This window comes from Bacillus sp. MMSF_3328, assembly GCF_030733525.1.
GTDB classification, from domain to species: Bacteria; Bacillota; Bacilli; order Bacillales; family Cytobacillaceae; genus Bacillus_AB; species Bacillus_AB infantis.
On sequence record NZ_JASHIV010000003.1, the window covers coordinates 224,933 to 241,216 of the forward strand.

Annotated in this window: 25 protein-coding genes and 1 pseudogene; 6 read left to right on the top strand and 20 right to left on the bottom strand. The window is 43.0% G+C overall.

Annotated features, from left to right (window positions below; all coding sequences use genetic code 11):
- Window positions 1-15: 15 nt before the first annotated feature.
- A complete protein-coding gene (locus RBB45_RS07345) occupies window positions 16-468 on the bottom strand; it encodes an ArpU family phage packaging/lysis transcriptional regulator (RefSeq protein WP_306009359.1) in 453 nt (150 codons plus the stop codon).
- Between the two features lie 535 nt (window positions 469-1,003).
- Between RBB45_RS07345 and RBB45_RS07350 the strand changes: the two genes are divergently transcribed.
- Entirely contained in the window at window positions 1,004-1,483 is a 480-nt protein-coding gene (locus tag RBB45_RS07350; RefSeq protein ID WP_306009360.1) for a CBO0543 family protein, read from the top strand.
- 590 nt (window positions 1,484-2,073) lie between these two features.
- On the opposite strand, the gene RBB45_RS07355 is transcribed toward RBB45_RS07350, so the two are convergent.
- The 16 genes from RBB45_RS07355 to RBB45_RS07425 all read right to left on the bottom strand — a co-directional run bounded on the left by RBB45_RS07355 (window position 2,074) and on the right by RBB45_RS07425 (window position 11,761).
- A complete protein-coding gene (locus RBB45_RS07355; protein ID WP_306009361.1) occupies window positions 2,074-2,556 on the bottom strand; it encodes a hypothetical protein in 483 nt (160 codons plus the stop codon).
- A gap of 125 nt (window positions 2,557-2,681) precedes the next feature.
- A complete protein-coding gene (locus RBB45_RS07360) occupies window positions 2,682-2,849 on the bottom strand; it encodes a hypothetical protein (RefSeq protein WP_306009362.1) in 168 nt (55 codons plus the stop codon).
- Window positions 2,846-3,391, bottom strand: a complete 546-nt coding sequence (locus tag RBB45_RS07365; protein WP_306009363.1) for a crossover junction endodeoxyribonuclease RuvC — start codon at window positions 3,389-3,391, stop codon at window positions 2,846-2,848. The genes RBB45_RS07360 and RBB45_RS07365 overlap by 4 nt, the downstream gene beginning before the upstream one ends.
- Window positions 3,392-3,815: 424 nt before the next feature.
- Window positions 3,816-5,102, bottom strand: a complete 1,287-nt coding sequence (locus RBB45_RS07370; RefSeq protein WP_306009364.1) for a replicative DNA helicase — start codon at window positions 5,100-5,102, stop codon at window positions 3,816-3,818.
- A complete protein-coding gene (locus tag RBB45_RS07375) occupies window positions 5,080-5,877 on the bottom strand; it encodes a replication protein (protein WP_306009365.1) in 798 nt (265 codons plus the stop codon). Before RBB45_RS07375 ends, RBB45_RS07370 begins: the two co-directional genes overlap by 23 nt.
- Window positions 5,878-5,891: 14 nt before the next feature.
- Window positions 5,892-6,290, bottom strand: coding sequence for a hypothetical protein (locus RBB45_RS07380; RefSeq protein WP_306009366.1), 399 nt, complete (start codon window positions 6,288-6,290; stop codon window positions 5,892-5,894).
- A complete protein-coding gene (locus RBB45_RS07385) occupies window positions 6,290-7,033 on the bottom strand; it encodes an MBL fold metallo-hydrolase (protein WP_306009367.1) in 744 nt (247 codons plus the stop codon). The genes RBB45_RS07380 and RBB45_RS07385 overlap by 1 nt, the downstream gene beginning before the upstream one ends.
- A 3-nt stretch (window positions 7,034-7,036) precedes the next feature.
- Window positions 7,037-7,966: a RecT family recombinase gene (locus RBB45_RS07390; RefSeq protein ID WP_306009368.1), complete on the bottom strand. Its 930-nt coding sequence runs from the start codon at window positions 7,964-7,966 to the stop codon at window positions 7,037-7,039.
- Window positions 7,967-7,980: 14 nt separating this feature from the next.
- Window positions 7,981-8,202, bottom strand: coding sequence for a YqaI family protein (locus RBB45_RS07395; RefSeq protein ID WP_306009369.1), 222 nt, complete (start codon window positions 8,200-8,202; stop codon window positions 7,981-7,983).
- 15 nt (window positions 8,203-8,217) lie between these two features.
- Window positions 8,218-8,370 carry a DUF6906 family protein gene (locus RBB45_RS26270; protein WP_371931560.1) on the bottom strand — a complete coding sequence of 51 codons (153 nt, stop codon included), beginning with the start codon at window positions 8,368-8,370 and terminating at the stop codon, window positions 8,218-8,220.
- Window positions 8,367-9,881, bottom strand: a complete 1,515-nt coding sequence (locus RBB45_RS07400) for an AAA family ATPase (RefSeq protein ID WP_306009370.1) — start codon at window positions 9,879-9,881, stop codon at window positions 8,367-8,369. The genes RBB45_RS26270 and RBB45_RS07400 overlap by 4 nt, the downstream gene beginning before the upstream one ends.
- A gap of 66 nt (window positions 9,882-9,947) precedes the next feature.
- A complete protein-coding gene (locus RBB45_RS07405) occupies window positions 9,948-10,076 on the bottom strand; it encodes a hypothetical protein (RefSeq protein ID WP_306009371.1) in 129 nt (42 codons plus the stop codon).
- Between the two features lie 49 nt (window positions 10,077-10,125).
- Window positions 10,126-11,133, bottom strand: a complete 1,008-nt coding sequence (locus RBB45_RS07410; protein ID WP_306009372.1) for a DNA cytosine methyltransferase — start codon at window positions 11,131-11,133, stop codon at window positions 10,126-10,128.
- Complete coding sequence (locus tag RBB45_RS07415) at window positions 11,130-11,306, bottom strand: hypothetical protein (protein ID WP_306009373.1); 177 nt, start codon at window positions 11,304-11,306, stop codon at window positions 11,130-11,132. Before RBB45_RS07415 ends, RBB45_RS07410 begins: the two co-directional genes overlap by 4 nt.
- A 1-nt stretch (window position 11,307) precedes the next feature.
- Window positions 11,308-11,463, bottom strand: coding sequence for a hypothetical protein (locus tag RBB45_RS07420; RefSeq protein WP_306009374.1), 156 nt, complete (start codon window positions 11,461-11,463; stop codon window positions 11,308-11,310).
- Window positions 11,464-11,518: 55 nt separating this feature from the next.
- Window positions 11,519-11,761 carry a helix-turn-helix transcriptional regulator gene (locus tag RBB45_RS07425; RefSeq protein WP_306009375.1) on the bottom strand — a complete coding sequence of 81 codons (243 nt, stop codon included), beginning with the start codon at window positions 11,759-11,761 and terminating at the stop codon, window positions 11,519-11,521.
- A gap of 176 nt (window positions 11,762-11,937) precedes the next feature.
- Here RBB45_RS07425 and RBB45_RS07430 point away from each other — a divergent pair, with 176 nt between their 5' ends.
- From RBB45_RS07430 to RBB45_RS07445, 4 genes and pseudogenes are all read left to right on the top strand, one after another.
- On the top strand, window positions 11,938-12,294 hold the full coding sequence (locus RBB45_RS07430; RefSeq protein WP_306009376.1) for a helix-turn-helix domain-containing protein: 357 nt from the start codon (window positions 11,938-11,940) through the stop codon (window positions 12,292-12,294).
- Window positions 12,295-12,312: 18 nt separating this feature from the next.
- On the top strand, window positions 12,313-12,780 hold the full coding sequence (locus RBB45_RS07435; RefSeq protein ID WP_306009377.1) for an ImmA/IrrE family metallo-endopeptidase: 468 nt from the start codon (window positions 12,313-12,315) through the stop codon (window positions 12,778-12,780).
- A 12-nt stretch (window positions 12,781-12,792) separates the two neighbouring features.
- On the top strand, window positions 12,793-14,217 hold the full coding sequence (locus tag RBB45_RS07440; RefSeq protein WP_306009378.1) for a recombinase family protein: 1,425 nt from the start codon (window positions 12,793-12,795) through the stop codon (window positions 14,215-14,217).
- Window positions 14,218-14,242: 25 nt separating this feature from the next.
- Window positions 14,243-14,377: pseudogene (locus RBB45_RS07445) on the top strand (MFS transporter); the annotation flags it as partial.
- 49 nt (window positions 14,378-14,426) lie between these two features.
- Here the strand turns inward: RBB45_RS07445 and RBB45_RS07450 are convergent.
- A complete protein-coding gene (locus RBB45_RS07450) occupies window positions 14,427-14,630 on the bottom strand; it encodes a YwbE family protein (protein WP_009793955.1) in 204 nt (67 codons plus the stop codon).
- Window positions 14,631-14,738: 108 nt separating this feature from the next.
- Here RBB45_RS07450 and RBB45_RS07455 point away from each other — a divergent pair, with 108 nt between their 5' ends.
- Entirely contained in the window at window positions 14,739-15,206 is a 468-nt protein-coding gene (locus RBB45_RS07455; RefSeq protein ID WP_101550961.1) for a hypothetical protein, read from the top strand.
- 39 nt (window positions 15,207-15,245) lie between these two features.
- Here the strand turns inward: RBB45_RS07455 and RBB45_RS07460 are convergent, their stop codons facing one another.
- Complete coding sequence (locus RBB45_RS07460; RefSeq protein WP_022543577.1) at window positions 15,246-15,434, bottom strand: hypothetical protein; 189 nt, start codon at window positions 15,432-15,434, stop codon at window positions 15,246-15,248.
- Window positions 15,435-15,476: 42 nt separating this feature from the next.
- Window positions 15,477-16,256, bottom strand: coding sequence for a divergent polysaccharide deacetylase family protein (locus RBB45_RS07465; RefSeq protein WP_009793958.1), 780 nt, complete (start codon window positions 16,254-16,256; stop codon window positions 15,477-15,479).
- Window positions 16,257-16,284 lie beyond the last annotated feature (28 nt).

Genomic DNA, 16,284 nt, shown 5'->3' on the forward strand with positions numbered 1-16,284 from the left:
ATACCCAACTTTCTTTTATTGCTTTAAAACGGCTATATTTAAGTTCAATGCTAATCTGTAAAATGCTTTCCACCGTATTTTTGAATAAGTCATGGCACTAATTGGTGGTTGGAACTTAAAGCAATACACTTGGTAGTCCGTGAGGTACTCACTTTCCTCGCTCATGTATCGTTCTTCGATTAGAAAACGTTCCTTGCTGGGCAAGAACCGAACTGCTCTTTCTACCCTCTCACAATAGTCTTTTCGATATCGCTGCTGGTCTGCGTTATATATCGCAATGTTCCCGGTCTGATCGCCTGTTTCATTAGTCGGTCCGTGATATCGGACTTCTGAACTGACCGTAATCGATGCCTCCCTTTCTTCAAACATAAGATACTTATAAATCCTGTATGTCTCAAGATACTCCTCAACTTTGGCTTGAGTTGCCCTTCTGTCTAGTTCAGGGAGTGTGAACGGTTGGTTTTGCATTTAGACCCCTCCCAAATGTAGAATATTATTTAAGGTTGCCGAGAGAAATCCTGGTCTTTTTTTATTATTAATTTTCCCAACCAATAGTTTAATGGAAATCATTTACAAGTGATTGATATATCCAATACACTTTACCTACACTGTTCTTTATTAAATCCAACCGGTACCTTTAGCTGGACATCACCGATGAATGACTAGTGCTTAGTTAAACGGATCTTTGGCTCAGCACTTGAAAAGGGTTTAGACAGCCCTTCGTGTTTTCACGAAAAGTAATCTAAAGGGAAAGTCGCTATTTTAATTAAGATTTAAAGTGTGGATATGTCCCTAGACATAGTTCAATTGTGTGGTATCGCATATCTGCCATGAGAAACGGATAGATAATCACACGAGCAAGGCCTACCTCCATTCAAGCTATACTTCATTAGGGCCTTGCTTTCTGGTCTTTTTTTACTTTTACGAACTTCCCATTCACCTTAAAAATCTTCGCATAATTAACGCCGACTTTTGCCACCCTACTCTACAGGGGTGAGTGTCATTGAAAAAGAAGCTTGAAAAAAATATTGAAATCGGCGCTTTAATTGTTACATCGCTTTTATTAGTAAAGTTCATACCTAGAAACAAAATTCGTGAAGCGCATGTATCTTTTCTATTCAAACAAGTACTTACATGGCTATTTGGATTATTAGTAGTTGAAAAAAAATTAATCAAATATCCACATCGTCTACTTTTTAGAAAATCAACGAAATCAAGTTTTACCTTTGAATATTTTGTATATCCCGCGTTGTGTTCATTGTTTAATGTTCATTATCCAGAAAAGAGAAACAGCATAATTAAGCTGCTATATTATTTGTTTTACTCATCAATTATTACCGGCTTTGAACTTTTTGCTGCAAAGTACACTAAATTAATTAAGTACGAAAAGTGGACTTGGTACTGGAGTTTGATAACAATGTGGATTACCTACTACTTGTCACGCGTATACTACAGGTGGTTTTTTGGAAACCAGGATCAATAGCGCTTAAACTACAATTACCTTATTGAATCCAACCTGTACCTCACCGAAGAATGATTGACGCAGAGTCATAAAACGTGCAAGGTTCATCCATCACCATAAAAGCCAATAACAACATATCATTGCTCGTTGCCAGCTGGAAACACTCCACATTGCATCTCTGAATATCCTGCCGGCACCTTATTTAAATAAACGCATATATTATATTAGTTGGAACAGCGATCCAACTATCACACTCTCTTGAAAACAGGTACTTGATCCGTACCTGTTTTCTATTTACCAATCGCTAGGGTTGTATATCTATATTCAAGGAGTCCTTTCAAGGTGCCTTCCCAGTACCTCTTTTTCTTTGGTATGCACCTTTCTATATCTACAGGGCACCCTTTAATACACGTTTACATAAAATCACCTGTGCACACACTTCTTCTAAATCACCTAGGAATCGGGCACAAGCTTTGCGCCTTTTTTGTTTTATATAATCACTAACTGCATGAGGTTTGAGTAAGCTATTATTGTTGAGTAGACTGTAGGGTTCACCCCTATGAAAACAGGTGCCTGGAAAGCACCTGTTTTATTTTACTCAGCCTGCTACTTTACTCCAGCGAATCCTCATCATCTTCAAACTGGTCCTCATTCTCCGGTCCATCTTCCTCGACAACTTCATCCAAAGACATCTGATCCGGACTCACCTGCGCTTTCCCATCTTTATCAACTGTGTAAGAAACGCCATCATGCTGCTCTTCATTGAACTCCTCAATGCTCATCTGGCTTGGAGTCAAAAGAAGCATTACACCACGGCCGGCATAAGTGTAAAGCTGAATCATCTTGTCCTCGCTATCGCCTTTCACATTGAATTTTAGCGTCGTCTTCTTGGAATCCCTCTGGATGGACTTGAATTCTGCGTTCAACTTCCCTGCCTTGCTTGTTTCTACTTCCAGGACAACGATTGATCCGGCCATTTGCACAAGTTCCTGAGAGTGTGGCAGCTCGTCCCCCTGCACATGAAATTCCAGGACCTCTTTTTTGTCATCCTTCTGGATTTTCCTGAACAGAACATTCAGCTTAGTATTCGGCATGTTAATTTCCCCTTTATAATTGGCTTATTTTCAATTTCAAGCAATTGCTAGACTATAAACTCATAAAGAGAAACAAAGGCGTTCAGGTGGCTCCCAGAAGCTCTGGATATTCATCTTGATTTCCCTCATTGCGTCCTCATCTCCGGATCAAATGTCACCAGGTACCCGATCCCGTTATGAAACTTCCTCAATTCACTGGCCACCTTCCAGCCGCAATTTTCATGGCTCAGTACCAATTTATTGAGCTTTTCCTCTGTAAGAGCGTGGACAACCTTCCGCAGCCGCCGCATCATTTGGCCTTCTTCTTCCGTTTTTTCTTCGGTTTAGCATTAGGATTAAGGACCGTATCAATTACTTCAAGTTGATGCTGCGGCGCCAATATAGCCCCAAGTTCCTTTGTTAGAGATAAAGAGAATGATATTTGGGCCATCACATATGCATCGAGGACGTTATCACTGGAATGCTGGAATCCCCATTGTTCAGCTATAGGTTGGACCATGTCCTCTTTTGGGGCGTTCCCTTTGCCGGTAGCAAACTTTTTAACACCTCCAGGAGCAACTTCAGTGTAAGGATAGCCCCGGCGCATTAATGCCATTCTGATTCCCCAGCCAATCCCGCCAAGTTGGATGGCCTGCTGTGAGGCATATCCAAACCCTTCAATCACAATCTGATCACCTTTTTGGATATGATCCATAATGTCATCAATCATAGTGATCATTCTTTTTGGATCTTCAGAGCCGACACCCGTCAGCTCCTTTGCCCTTAGCACTTCCCCCTGTTCGTCCAGTGCAACAAATCCGGTCTTAGTACTTGGGTCAATTCCGACAAAGCGCATTTTTCTTCTTCCTTTCCTGCAGCTCTTTGGCAGCTGCATACCGATCTTTCATCCGTGCTTTTTCAACTTTTGCTACTTCATAGAGGTGCTGATTACTCGTTGGGGGAAATCTTCATTCCTTCACTCCCTTTCGTTAAAAGACCAACAATTTGTCGAATTCACACTAATTATAAATAGTTCTGACGAATCGCTTGATATGAGAAAAAGGTCACGCATAATAGTAAGTAGTCAAATGGAAAGGAGCTTTGAATTGGATGACCTCTCACTTTCCTTTTTAACTGAATTGGAATATTTAATTAATGACTATTATAAGTGCACTGATTACATCATTAAGAAACAAATTCACGCTGATATTGATCTCTTGATTAAAGCGCTTGAACTTTGTCAAGAAGGTGAAATCTAGTAATAGGCTATCTTACAACCATTATTTTTTGGAAAGCTCTACAAAGTGCTGCTTCCATCCCTGGAACAAGAGGCGAAATTCATTCAGCCCGGTGTCCCTGCCTTTTGCAATGGTCTGCTGAATGACCTTGCCGCCCATTTCCTTATCTTGCGGATCGTGCCATAGAAATTCCACTACATCAGCATCCTGCTCAATTGATCCAGACTCCTTCAGGTGGGAAAGTTGTGGCTTGAGTGCTCCTTCAAACGCCCGGGACATCTGCGATAGCATCATGAAACAGCAATTCATTTCCCTTGCAATCTGTTTTGCTGCACCTGTCACATTCCCGATTGCCTGAGATCTTGTTTCACCCTTCTTCTGAGGAATGTTCATAATCTGCAAGTAATCCACCGCAATGCAGGCTATCTTTCCATACTTCCGCTTAAATTGCCGTGCCGTCGCCCTTACTTCTTCTATAGAGACTGCTGCACTATCCTGAATATAGATAGGTAGATATTCAAGTCCGTCATATGCCATTTGTACTTGCGATTGCTCTTTCTCATTGAGGTCCTTGTTCTTGATCTTGCCGTACCCGATGCCGGTGATAGAGGAAATCATACGGTCCTTGAGCTCGTTCTCGCCCATCTCCTGTGAGAAGATTAGGACCACTCCCTGATGCTGTTTGGCCACTCCGTAGAGGCGCTGCAGCATCTTGGCTGTTTTCCCTACCGAAGGCCGGCCAGCTGATACAAAGAGCCAGCCGCGCCATAACCCCCGGGCCCAGTTATCGAACTGAGCAAAGCCTGTTTTGATGTACTCAGCCTTTTTCGCCAAATGCTCAAAATAGTCCGGCCTGCCTTCAGAGAAGCTTTTCATCTTAGCCGTGTCCTGCGGCCGCATTTCCTGGACAAGAGCTTCGATGGTGCCAAAATACTCTTCATCCGTTTCGTAGTCATCCCGGGACATTCCCGTGATGATTTCCCCCATGTTCCGGGCCCGCCGGCCAATGGCCTTCGAGCGAACGATCCTGGCGTAATGCTCTACATTGGAAGTGGTAGGGCAGGACTCGGCCAGCTCAGAGAGGTAAGATACACCGCCGATGTTTTCCACGCCTCCAAACCTCTGAAAGGCATCTGTGACAGTGATGATGTCGATTGGCTTTCCCTTCTTCTCCAGATACCGCATAACCTTGTAAACGTTTTGGTGTCTCGGAACTGAGAAGTCCCTTTCCTCGAGGAAGATGATTTCATCCAAGACATTGGAATCCAGAAACACGGCTCCGAGGACGGACTGCTCAGCAGGGATATCACTTGCTCCAATCAAATGCATCTGGCTCATTCCCTTCGTCTATCCATCGCTGGAATGCTATTTCCTTATCTCGCGGATCAGGTTGCTGCAGGGGCGCTTGTTGCCGTTGCTTCGGCTTCTGAGAAGCAGTCATTTTGATGGCCAGTTCACTAAATTTCTCACGCAGCTTCCGGGCCGATAAAACATTTGTTTTCCAGAAGTCATCCTTTGTCACCCAATCCATGACTTCCTTGGCCTTCTTTTTTGTGACCCTATCTATTTCAATCAGTTTCCTAAAGTCATCCGCCCAGGTCTGCAGGTTAGCTCTTTTGATTAGGTGCTCCACCCCTGACTCTTTGGCAGTGGCTGCCACTCTCTTATGAAAGTAGACAGCCATTTTGTAGTACGAGTTTTCCTCATCGTATTTTAGTGGCTTTGCCGGCTTTTTCGGCTGTTTTGGCGCTGGGGCTTTTTTAGTTGCTGCCGGCGCTCCAGACGTCTCACTGTCCCACTTCTCATAATCCTTGTTGAAGCCCAATATTCTCCCTCCACTAGGGCCAATCCCATTGGAACTAATAATCTTCCGTTCTATCAGATCAGAAAGCTCTCGGTTTACTTGGCTCCTGCTGGCATTTATGAGACTGGCAATTAAGGAGATTGGCATTTCGTATTCCTTCCTGCCCTTGTACCCATATGTATAGCGCCAGATGGCCATTACAATCCTGAACTGCGTCCCGTTGAGATTGACCCGCATGATTTGTAATAAAATCTCGTTGGCAATCCTCGTGAATCCGTTTTTAAGTTGTGGACTTGCCATAACGAATCATCCGTTCATGTTTGTTTTGCAATGTGTCCCATCATGTAAAGAGTGACTTTGTTGGCGAATTCTTGTTGGGCTTCTGGATCATCGGAGTCGCCGTAGTCTTCAAGCCATTGTGACAAGAACTTTTTGACATCTGCAGCTAGGAGAACATCTTCCTGAGGCCTCCAACCGTGTGCCAGCGCTGCAGCATACTGTGTTGGATTATCCCGAGAAAACCTTTTAAGTGTTAAGGCGTCTCCGAAGTCTCCGAGAAGCTGTATATTCAAGAAAAGAAAGTTCAAATCGTCCTTTGGCATTAATGTTGACCAAGATCGTTTCAGCCTTTCGAATGCCTGGTATACTTCAATAGGCACCCCAACCTTTTGTTGTTCTTCTTTAGAGGGATTAATATTTATAGTCACATTCATCAGACAACCTCAATTCTGTAATGTTGATTAGGCTTAAAGCCTTTCTTCGCCAGCGCTCTTTTCACTGTCATTTCAGCCAGCGCAGGCATGTTATTCTTGCTTGATAAGTGCGTCAGGTATATTTGCTCTCCCACACCGTTCACAAGCTTAGAAAGGGCCTCTGCTGTTTGCTCATTACTCAAGTGGCCAACGTGGCTGAGGATCCTGGCCTTTACGCTGTTCGGATAATCAGATACCTCAACCATGTTTGGCTCATGATTGGCTTCAATGATGTAGATGTTTGAATATTCCATGGCAGAAAGCATTTCCGGATCAACTTTGCCGGTATCCAGGCAGATGGAGCACTTCTCACCTTCAAAGTCGCTGACGATATATCCAAGTGGATCGTGAGCATCGTGATGGGTCTTGAAGGACTCAATGAAGTAATCCTCAAACCTGACATCCATGCCGGCTTTTATTGACCTCTGCAGGTCCCTGTCCACCCCCTGGATGGATTTCCATTCACCCTCAGCAGCGATGACCGGTATCTTATATTTGCTGGCCAATGGTAGCCCCTTGATATGGTCAGCATGAGCATGAGTTACAAATATGGCTCTGATGCTGTCCGGCCGGATTCCGACTTCCAGCAGCCTTTTCTCAATCTTTGTCTTGGCTATTCCTGCATCAATCAGAATAGTAGTTTCAGAGGACCGCAGGGCAATGCAATTCCCCGCGGATCCCGATGCTAAGATATCGACTTTCATGCCTTACTCCAGAGAGTCCCCGTCAGCAGCCTGCACTTCCTCCATTTCGATATGCATATCAAGCAGCTGGGACAGGCCGACATAGTCTGCAAGTGTAGCTTTGAAATTTGGTGCATGCTTTTCCTTGTATTCATTCTTCTGTTCCTTTGTGGTCAGACCAAGTTTCCGGAATTTCCTATTGATGTCTGCTCCAACCTTTTGTATCTGCTTTTCCTCTTCGGAGAGCTCCGGTTCCTTTGGTTGCTCTATAGCATCGTGAACTGGGGTAATATCCTTGCGTTCCGGCGGCGTATATTCTGGAATATCGGAATTGCCAGCATTAGCAGCTTCCATTCCTTCCACAATGACATCAGCAATATCGAACTGTCCTTTAATGGCTCGAGTGCCAACATGTTTTTTGAACATGTCCGGATCAACATCGCCGTTATCCTGCTTCCAGAACTTCCCGTTAATTTTCATCCACTTTTGAACCTCTGAGACATCCATGAAGACCACATAATTGCTGCGGTTTTCTCTTTTGGCCACCGCGTATGCTCCCATGACTTTTCCACGCGGGAATCGTGGCTTGTGTTTAACGCCGATCATTTCTCCTTCCTCATTGAGGACTACATCAAAGTCATCGACTTCGTTCTCACAAACAACTTGTGTAAAAACACCCTGATAGCCTTCTGACTTCTGAGCAAGTGATTTCAAGCCCTCGTAGGACACTCGGATATCCATCTTGCCGCCGTAAACGATCGGGAAGGCATGGCGCAGAGAAGGATCTAACCCCATTCTGTTGCACTGGTACATGAATAAGTTAAACTGAGGAATACTTAGGTCTTTCCCAACAGTTTCTTTCATGGTCATTAGCTCATTGACACCAAAGCCGCCAATATCATGGAGCTCATTTAAAGAAGTATTTTGAGTTGCAAGATCTGTGTTTTTAGCCAAAATAATTCCTCCTATTAATCTGCTATTTTGAACTGAAAGCCTTTTGCTTCCAGAAGGTAATCTTCTAATGAACTTTCCAAAATGATTTCTCCGTTGGATGGATCCACGATGATGCTGTCTCCGACCAGAATCTCATTACCGAAATAATCCGACCCGAAGTGCTCCGGCTGAGCTACCTGATTGGGGTATCCAGTCTTTTCTGTTTTTGTTATATCCGGATGCTGAATGTCTGACATAAAGAATCCTCCTTATTAGGCTAGAATAATTTTAGTGCTGCCAGTTTCACGGTGGACAACATGTAGTTCGCCATTGGTAGCCTTAAAAACAAGCCATTTGGTAGGACTAAGACCGGCTGAGAGTAGAGCTTTCTTTTGGTTTTTTGTTGGCCGTTTACCATGTTTCATTCGCTCACCGCCTTAATTGCTAAATCCTCGCCGGCAACTACCCGGGACAGTATCAGCTGGCCAGATGGCTGCTTGAACTTCGTGATCGATTCAGCATTATCCACGAATGCAGGAACAATCACTTTGCTCTGCCGGGAAAGTACTTCCCGCAGCTCCAGTCCGACGCGGATGCCTTCAGACAGGGAAAGCATGTGGTGCGGCTTGCCATCCATTTCAATGATGAATGTGTTTTTGACCTCGCCATTCTTCTGCGTTTCAAATAGTCGGATGGAGAGTGTTTCAAACAGGGCTTGTACCTTTTCAGTCTGCAGCTCTGCCTCTTTGGCTTTAAATGCTTTGATGGTATCCAGGACAAAGATCGAGTCGTTCAAAGACTCAAGGGTTTCTTTTTCATCCGACTGAGCCTGGCTGACTTGTTCTTGCAATCTCTCAAACTCTCGATGCTTTTGAATTTCTTGTTCCAATAGAGTAATCTGCCTCTGCAGCTCCCTTGCCTTATCCAGATGTTCTGTTACGTCAACATACTCAAGTCTTTCAAGCTGATTCTGCAGCTCTGTGCGCTTGTTTACGACCTGCTGAAACGTTTCCTTAAACCGATTTAAGCGCTCCTGCTTTTCACTCTCTGTCGCCTTCAAGGATTCATCCTGTAATGGTTGACGGCAAACCCGGCAGGTATCCTGAATCTGTTCATTCTTCATGACCTGAAATTCTTCTTTCATTCGGTCCCTTTCATTTACAAGAGCATTAATTTTTGACTGCAGGACATTGATTCTGCCATTGTTATCTCCAGCAGAGTCCGTCACTTTTTCGATTTCGTCTCTTGCCTTCACCAATTGGGCAAGCTCCGCTTTAAGTGAATCAAGGGCAACATGCGGTGCATTATGTTCCAGTTGCTCCTTCAGTGTTTTAGTTCTACTCTGAGCAGCGATATACGCTTTATCCATTCGCTTTTTGTTTTCCTTATGGATACCCTCAAGATCTTCTAGGTGGTGCTTTTTTATTAAAGGCGCTAGGCATTTTTTCTGCTCGTCCAGCATATGCTTCAATACTTCCTTATTAGCAGGCGCCGTGACATACTGCAGGACCATGGCACGCTGTTTCTCCCAGTGGAGAGTAAAGAAGTACTGAGGGTTGAATAGGGAGAAGAATAATTCCTTATCAAACAGCTGTTCAAGGATTTCAGTAAAGTCACCGGCTTTCTTTGGTGCCTCATTGATGTAATATTGGGTCTTGCCCTTCTTGAGCCCGCGGCCCAGGAGAACCTCTTTCTCATCGACTTGCAACAAAAGTGAAACCAATGTTTCCTCCGCCTCGTATGTAATAGGCGTCGGATCAAGCTTGCTATTGAACACGGTTGTGCCGTACAATAGCCATGAAATAGCTTCGGGGATTGAACTTTTCCCTTTGGCATTGTCTCCCGTGATCTTCGTCAGGTCGCCAAACTTAACAGTGAGATCACGGTGAGATTTAAAGTTTTTTAGATTGAGAGATACGAATTTAATAGTCCTCATAAGGAACCTCCTTCTTATTGATTGCAGCTAACAAACCTTCGATAGATGGCCATGTACCGGTCAACTTCACTCATTGCAAGCCAGCTCTTTGCGCTGATTTTCAAACTCCACACCTCCCTTCAATTCATCTGTAATAAATCCGACAACCATAATTCCGAGAAACACGATCAGCAGCGTTAGTAAGTACCAGGTCATGGGAAACCTCCGTATTCAGTTTTGAATTATTTATTTCAGAAACCGTTCATCAAATTTCACCATGTTGGTAAAAGAGAAAGGCTTCTCTTTCGATCAGCACTTTAAATATTGCTTCAAGTACCGGGACGACGATGCTGTTCCCTGCTAATGCGTATAGAGTCGCATTGCGTTTCCCGTCCTTTGTTGGAAATTGCTCGAGCATTAGATCAAAATCAGAATCTTTAAATCCCATCAGCCGCCAAACTTCCCTCTCGGTTAAGTATCTGTACTCTGGCTTATTTGCTGCTCTAATGATGCCGGCATTTGGACAGCGATCCTGCCGTTCTGTTATCGTCCAGCAGTATTCTTCAATCACTCCGAGTCTACGTTTATATGAATCTCCCGGCTTTACTGGGTTGATTTCTTCAATTTTGTTCAGCATGCTTGGGATCTGAATTAAATACTGAGGCGCCTGCACATCTGCTTCTAAGAACTCAGTTATATGGCGCATCGGCTTGTGTTCTAGCTGCTTAAAATTAAATGGTTCTCCTAGTGTTGAAATGCAGAAGACTCTCTCTCTGGCCTGTAGGATGCCAAAGTTCCGGGCATCGAGTACATCAAAGCTATTTGAGTATCCAAGGTCGTTCATTTGCCGCAGATATTGATTGAACGCACCAATCGTCTTTTTCTCCAGGACTCCAACCACGTTCTCCCATATAACAACCCTTGGCTTCCACTCGCCCATGTTCCTGATAATTTTTATGGTTTCATGCATTAGTGAGCTTCTGGTTCCACTGCCTTCTTCGGCACCGCGTTTCTTATTGCTTTTTTCAATTGGACTGCTGTATTGAGCACGGGAGTTATCCTGGCAAGGGCTTCCGTGAACAAGAATGTCTGGCTTGAGGTTCCAGCCAACAACTGACTGTGGCTCGTGTGTATGATTGTACAGCGCGTTGTATGCGCGGACCCTGTTTTCCTGAATCTCAACATAGTCAATTGACTTGTGATCAACACCTAAATTGATAAGAGCCTTTCTGGGAGCGCCGATGCCTCCAAATAATTCGAGAATCTTAATCAAGGCTGAACCTCCGATCCTTCCACAATCAGCTGATGCATGAGCCTCTTATATGCCATCAGTCGCTGACTTCTGAATGTGTATGCCCGTGGCAGCTTCTCGGATGGATGATGGGACCTTCTTTCAGCAACCTTCCTGGTGTAGTAGGCAATTCGAGGATCTAAGATTTTTAGCATTTCAAGCTTCCTCCTTTATTCTCCCTGCTGATATGCCGCCAATAGTTAATTCATTAAATTTCACTTCTTTTCCATACTTCCTAGATAGGATCCCTTCGATGATCGGTTTGAGCTTCAAAACCTTATCCTGAGTCATTTCCACTTCAATTAATGTCATGTTTATCACCTCGAAACAGCATATGCGACAGGGACACTTGGACTATCATTTGTTCCTATTTAGGAACATCAAGGTCAAAAAAATAAGCACGAGGAATTCCATAATGCTCTGCTAATAATCTTGCTTCTTGAAGAGAAAAATCCCCTCCTGTTCCATTCAACTTTTGATTTACCGCGCTCTGGCTCTTATTTATCAACTCTCCAAGATCCCTCTGGGAGATGCTATTCTCAACCAGAAACGCTTTGATTTTCCGGTAAGGCTGATGCCTCCTAGAGGTTGTCTCATTAAAATGTGCCATATTCATCACCTCCGTTCGTTCCTATATAGGAACAACCTTAGTATAGATTAACAAAATTTACGTGTCAATAAATTTTATTCCTTTTTAGGAACATTTCATTTAGAAAATGTTGCATTATAGGAATTGGTAAGCTAATATATTAGATAAGAATAATATCGAAGAGGAGAAATAGGAGTATGCATTCATTTGGAACCATTCTTAAAAATTTGCGAACCTCAAGGAAATTAAGTATTGATCAGTTAGTAAAGCAGATCAATGACCGGTATGAGACAAAAGTGAGTAAGAGTATGATTTCTCGTTATGAAAACAATTTAGCAGATCCAAAAATGGAAATTGTAAGAGTCCTAGCAGATTTTTTTGATGCATCTCCAGATTACATAATGGGCATTTCCGATTCGACTCCTGAGGATACAAAACGTGCCAAAGCTTTAGAAACCATTGCAGCACATTTGGACGGAAAAGAAATTACAGAAGAAAAAATGAATGATGTTCTAAAATATATCGATTTTATTTTCCGTGACGAAAACAACTAAATATAGGGAGGCTTTTACATGCACTATGAGAATTTGCTAAAAAAGTATGAATACATCCCTGTATTTGAAAAGGATCTCCAGTTTGGGTTCAAAGGTCTCTACAGGTCTGGAAAAATCGCAATCGATAAAAAATTATCCACTATTGAAAAAGGCTGTATTTTAGTTGAGGAGCTTGGCCATCACTTTAAAACGGTCGGAAATATTATAGATCAGACTAAAATTAGCAATCGCAAACAAGAGAAAGTGGCAAGGCTTTGGGGATATAGGGAATTACTGCCCTTCAAAAGTTTTATTGAAGCATACAAACACGGATGTTCCAATCGATTTGAGGTGGCTGACTTTCTTAATGTGACTGAAGAGTTTCTACAAGAAACCTTAGATCGGTATATAGAAATTCATGGAGACTATCTACTTTACAACGAAACAGTCATTCAATTGAATCCTCTCAATATCTATAGCAAAGATGAAATAAAATCGGCAATCTAGGAGGATTATATCTTGAGGTGCGCTGTATATGTTAGGGTTTCAACAGAAGAGCAAGCAAAGCATGGTTATTCTATCCCTGCCCAAATTGAAAAATTAGAGGCCTACTGCTTATCGCAAGGCTGGGACCTTAAAGAAAAGTACATTGACGAAGGTTACTCAGCAAAAGATTTAAATCGCCCTAAATTCGAAAAAATGATGGAACAAGTGAAAAGTGGCAATATCGATGTAATTCTAGTTTACCGACTAGATCGCCTCACTCGTTCTGTAGTTGATTTGTACGAGATTCTTAAAGTACTCGATGAAAACAACTGTATGTTTAAAAGTGCCACCGAGGTATATGACACCACTAATGCCATGGGTCGGTTATTTATTACTCTTGTTGCTGCAATTGCTCAATGGGAACGTGAGAACTTAGCTGAAAGGGTTCGTTTTGGATTAGAAAAAAAGATTAAATCAGGCAAGTGGAAAGGCGGCATGGCTCCATACGGATATAAAATGGTCGATAAGAATCTTATCGTAAATGAAGAAGAGGTTAGTGTCGTAAAAACTATTTTTGAGTCCTCAAGAAATTTTGGCTTTTACACTGTCGCTAAACAGTTAACTGAAAAAGGCTATCCTACAAGAAAAGGCGGAAATTGGCACGTTGACTCCGTTAGAGATATCGCCAACAACCCTATATATGCAGGCTATTTAACCTTTAATTCAAGTCCGAAAGAAACTAAAAAGCCACCCGGAGATCAAAAATTATATGATGGAAATCATGAGAGGATTGTTTCAAGAGAAGAGTTTTGGCAACTTCAAGATATTCTAAGTAAGCGCAGAACAATCGGAGGCAAGCGAGAAACAAGCAGTTATTATTTTTCTTCAATTTTGAAATGTAATCGTTGTGGATACTCAATGTCAGGACATAAGACCGCAGGCAAAAAAAGCTACCGTTGTTCAGGTAAAAAAGCTGGAATCAAATGCAATAGTCATATGATTTTAGAAGACAACTTAGTTAAGCAGTTGTTTAGTGTATTCAATAAAGTTGTGGGAGAAATTTATGGTTCCACTCAGGCTAAAGATATCTCCTCAGAAAAAGTGGCTGAATTAGATCGAGAAATTAAATACTTAGAAAAGCAGTTAAAAAAGAAAAAGGTTATGTACGAAAATGATATTATCGATATTGATGAACTCATAACGGAATCATCTGCACTAAGGCAAAGAGAGAAAGAACTTAGGGTAGAATTGAAAAATATAGCAGCTAGTCGAAAACAACCAAACGATAGTATAGGTTATGTTGTTGAGAATATAGAGTCTTTATGGCCCCTAGCAACTGAGCATGAACGAAAACAAATGATCACTTCAATATTTACCCAAATTGTCATTGATACCAAGGATGAATATAAAAGGGGCTCGAATGAGTCCAGGGAGATTATTATTGTATCGGTGAAGTGACTAAATGTCTTTTATAGGAACCACTACGCTCGTGCCCTGGGCGCTCATCCCTGCAGCAGCCATCTGCAATGTGGATCCTTTTGAGCTTGCAAGGAGGAATCTCCTGCCTGTCATCATTGGGCTTGCAGCCACTACAATTGTCGCCATGTTCCTAATATAAGTGTGAACGGGAGAGCAAAAAAAAGAGGCAGCTGCCATCAGCTGCCCCTCTATTTTTTTATGATTTCTGCCACTCTGCCCACTTGGCCGTCTGTCAGCCTCACCTTGATTCCATGCGGGTGGAAAGAAGAATTGGTCAGAAGATCCTTAATGATCCCCCTTGTCCTTGCCCCTGACCGCTGGTCCTTCTTTAAGATGATATCCGCTTCCATTCCAGGCTTAACATGCTCACGATATTTGCCGGTGTCAGACATGCAATCAGCTCCTTTTCCTTTGGCGCCATCAGGCGCGCTTTTTGTTCTTCTATTCTAATGGTATAATAGGCAGAACACAAAATTAACACCTTATCCATTGGAGGAAACATGCTTACTTTTGAAGAAAAATTAGCGATCATCGAGTCATTTCCCGAGCTTGAGAGAAAAGACGTCTCTCTTGGAAGAGTCAACTTCCATTATGAAGAAAGCGCAATAGACAAGAAAAATGTGGTTTACCATCTGCATCCTAACGGCAATGGCTTTGTTTTTGCAGAATATGTACAGAGTTATTCGCCTGACAGCAAAGGCATGGTGAACATCAGGGATTTCTCTGAATCTGAGCTTCGGGATATCATTGCAAAATCGATCCAGTCCCTCTCCGGCCATGATGCCGAAGAAGCCCAGCCTGCTGCAAGGCTGGAAGAAACATGGAGCAGCCGGAGCGGCGAGACCCTTGTCCTCATAGAGGAAGATGAAATGTGGAATGTATATGCCGGCCTGAACCTGGACGCCGCTTTTCTATCTTATCGGGAAGCAAAAGAATATCTTGAAGAAGAAGGATTTAAACGGAGCTAAAACTGAGAGGCAGCCTTATTGGGCTGCCTCTTTGTTTTCTTAAAAATTGCCATTCTGATTTTCCGGGCGGCTGTTATGGAGATGGGATTCAATATAGACCCTTTCTGAAGAAGAAACATGCTGTTCATTATGTTCGGGGTCTGTATGCTGGATTCCCTTCCTCCGATAGATAACATCAACCAGCACCCCGAATCCAAGGAGCCCGCCTAAAATGATGAGCCATAACATGATTATCACCCTTTCCACCTGCCTCATTTTGTCCAGTGGCTTTTAATAGAATGGATAATACTCTTTTCGGATCTCACTTGAAATGATCTCTGATACAGGGGCGATTCTGATGCCTTTCTCTTCAAAATACCCCTTTTCCTGAAGGATCCCTGCCGAACAGACCTTGCCAGTCACACCGACATGCCCGATTGCGATCCCTCTGCCCTGCTGCTCCGTGATCAGCGCCAGCTTCTTCATCTGCCGCCTGACATGGGAAACAGAAGAAATGTCATCAAGAAATACATCCCTTTTAATGAGCGGCACACCAAGCTCTTTTGCAATGATGGGAAATTTTGATTCAGGGCTTGTGCCGCTGTCCACAATATAAAGCTTCCGTTCTTTCGCAATTTTTACGATTTCCCTTACTATCCCTTCATCTTCCACTGCCCGCGATCCCATATGATTATTGAGGCCCTTTGCATAGGGAACGCTGTCAATGGCTTCATTGACCCTTTTCCTGACTTCTTCAGAAGACAGATTGGTTGTGATCGGTTTGGGCCCGAGCCATGATTTCTTTCCCCTTTTAGGCTCCATTGGCAGATGGACCATGACTTCGAATCCATTTTCATGCGCCCATTCAGCATGCTGTGCTGTCTGATCTGTAAATGGCATCACTGCTGCTGTAATCGGGATATCGCCTTCAAGGAAATCTTTTACGCCTCCGATGCCTCCTCCAAAATCATCTATGATGATAGCAGCTTTCCTTTCTTCCTGCTGGGTTTCGGCACTGGCAGATGAGGCAAAGAAAGAACATAAGATAAGCAATACGGCAATCTTTTTCATATTTCCTCCTGCTGATCGTTGTTCCTCT

What these genes read in the sequence shown, in the direction of transcription:
- RBB45_RS07345 (WP_306009359.1), bottom strand. Translation starts at nt 468, where the DNA reads ATGCAAAACCAACCGTTCACACTCCCTGAACTAGACAGAAGGGCAACT.
- RBB45_RS07355 (WP_306009361.1), bottom strand. Translation starts at nt 2,556, where the DNA reads ATGCCGAATACTAAGCTGAATGTTCTGTTCAGGAAAATCCAGAAGGAT.
- RBB45_RS07360 (WP_306009362.1), bottom strand. Translation starts at nt 2,849, where the DNA reads ATGATGCGGCGGCTGCGGAAGGTTGTCCACGCTCTTACAGAGGAAAAG.
- RBB45_RS07365 (WP_306009363.1), bottom strand. Translation starts at nt 3,391, where the DNA reads ATGCGCTTTGTCGGAATTGACCCAAGTACTAAGACCGGATTTGTTGCA.
- RBB45_RS07370 (WP_306009364.1), bottom strand. Translation starts at nt 5,102, where the DNA reads ATGCATTTGATTGGAGCAAGTGATATCCCTGCTGAGCAGTCCGTCCTC.
- RBB45_RS07375 (WP_306009365.1), bottom strand. Translation starts at nt 5,877, where the DNA reads ATGGCAAGTCCACAACTTAAAAACGGATTCACGAGGATTGCCAACGAG.
- RBB45_RS07380 (WP_306009366.1), bottom strand. Translation starts at nt 6,290, where the DNA reads ATGAATGTGACTATAAATATTAATCCCTCTAAAGAAGAACAACAAAAG.
- RBB45_RS07385 (WP_306009367.1), bottom strand. Translation starts at nt 7,033, where the DNA reads ATGAAAGTCGATATCTTAGCATCGGGATCCGCGGGGAATTGCATTGCC.
- RBB45_RS07395 (WP_306009369.1), bottom strand. Translation starts at nt 8,202, where the DNA reads ATGTCAGACATTCAGCATCCGGATATAACAAAAACAGAAAAGACTGGA.
- RBB45_RS26270 (WP_371931560.1), bottom strand. Translation starts at nt 8,370, where the DNA reads ATGAAACATGGTAAACGGCCAACAAAAAACCAAAAGAAAGCTCTACTC.
- RBB45_RS07400 (WP_306009370.1), bottom strand. Translation starts at nt 9,881, where the DNA reads ATGAGGACTATTAAATTCGTATCTCTCAATCTAAAAAACTTTAAATCT.
- RBB45_RS07405 (WP_306009371.1), bottom strand. Translation starts at nt 10,076, where the DNA reads ATGACCTGGTACTTACTAACGCTGCTGATCGTGTTTCTCGGAATTATG.
- RBB45_RS07415 (WP_306009373.1), bottom strand. Translation starts at nt 11,306, where the DNA reads ATGCTAAAAATCTTAGATCCTCGAATTGCCTACTACACCAGGAAGGTT.
- RBB45_RS07420 (WP_306009374.1), bottom strand. Translation starts at nt 11,463, where the DNA reads ATGACATTAATTGAAGTGGAAATGACTCAGGATAAGGTTTTGAAGCTC.
- RBB45_RS07425 (WP_306009375.1), bottom strand. Translation starts at nt 11,761, where the DNA reads ATGGCACATTTTAATGAGACAACCTCTAGGAGGCATCAGCCTTACCGG.
- RBB45_RS07430 (WP_306009376.1), top strand. Translation starts at nt 11,938, where the DNA reads ATGCATTCATTTGGAACCATTCTTAAAAATTTGCGAACCTCAAGGAAA.
- RBB45_RS07435 (WP_306009377.1), top strand. Translation starts at nt 12,313, where the DNA reads ATGCACTATGAGAATTTGCTAAAAAAGTATGAATACATCCCTGTATTT.
- RBB45_RS07450 (WP_009793955.1), bottom strand. Translation starts at nt 14,630, where the DNA reads ATGTCTGACACCGGCAAATATCGTGAGCATGTTAAGCCTGGAATGGAA.
- RBB45_RS07455 (WP_101550961.1), top strand. Translation starts at nt 14,739, where the DNA reads ATGCTTACTTTTGAAGAAAAATTAGCGATCATCGAGTCATTTCCCGAG.
- RBB45_RS07460 (WP_022543577.1), bottom strand. Translation starts at nt 15,434, where the DNA reads ATGTTATGGCTCATCATTTTAGGCGGGCTCCTTGGATTCGGGGTGCTG.
- RBB45_RS07465 (WP_009793958.1), bottom strand. Translation starts at nt 16,256, where the DNA reads ATGAAAAAGATTGCCGTATTGCTTATCTTATGTTCTTTCTTTGCCTCA.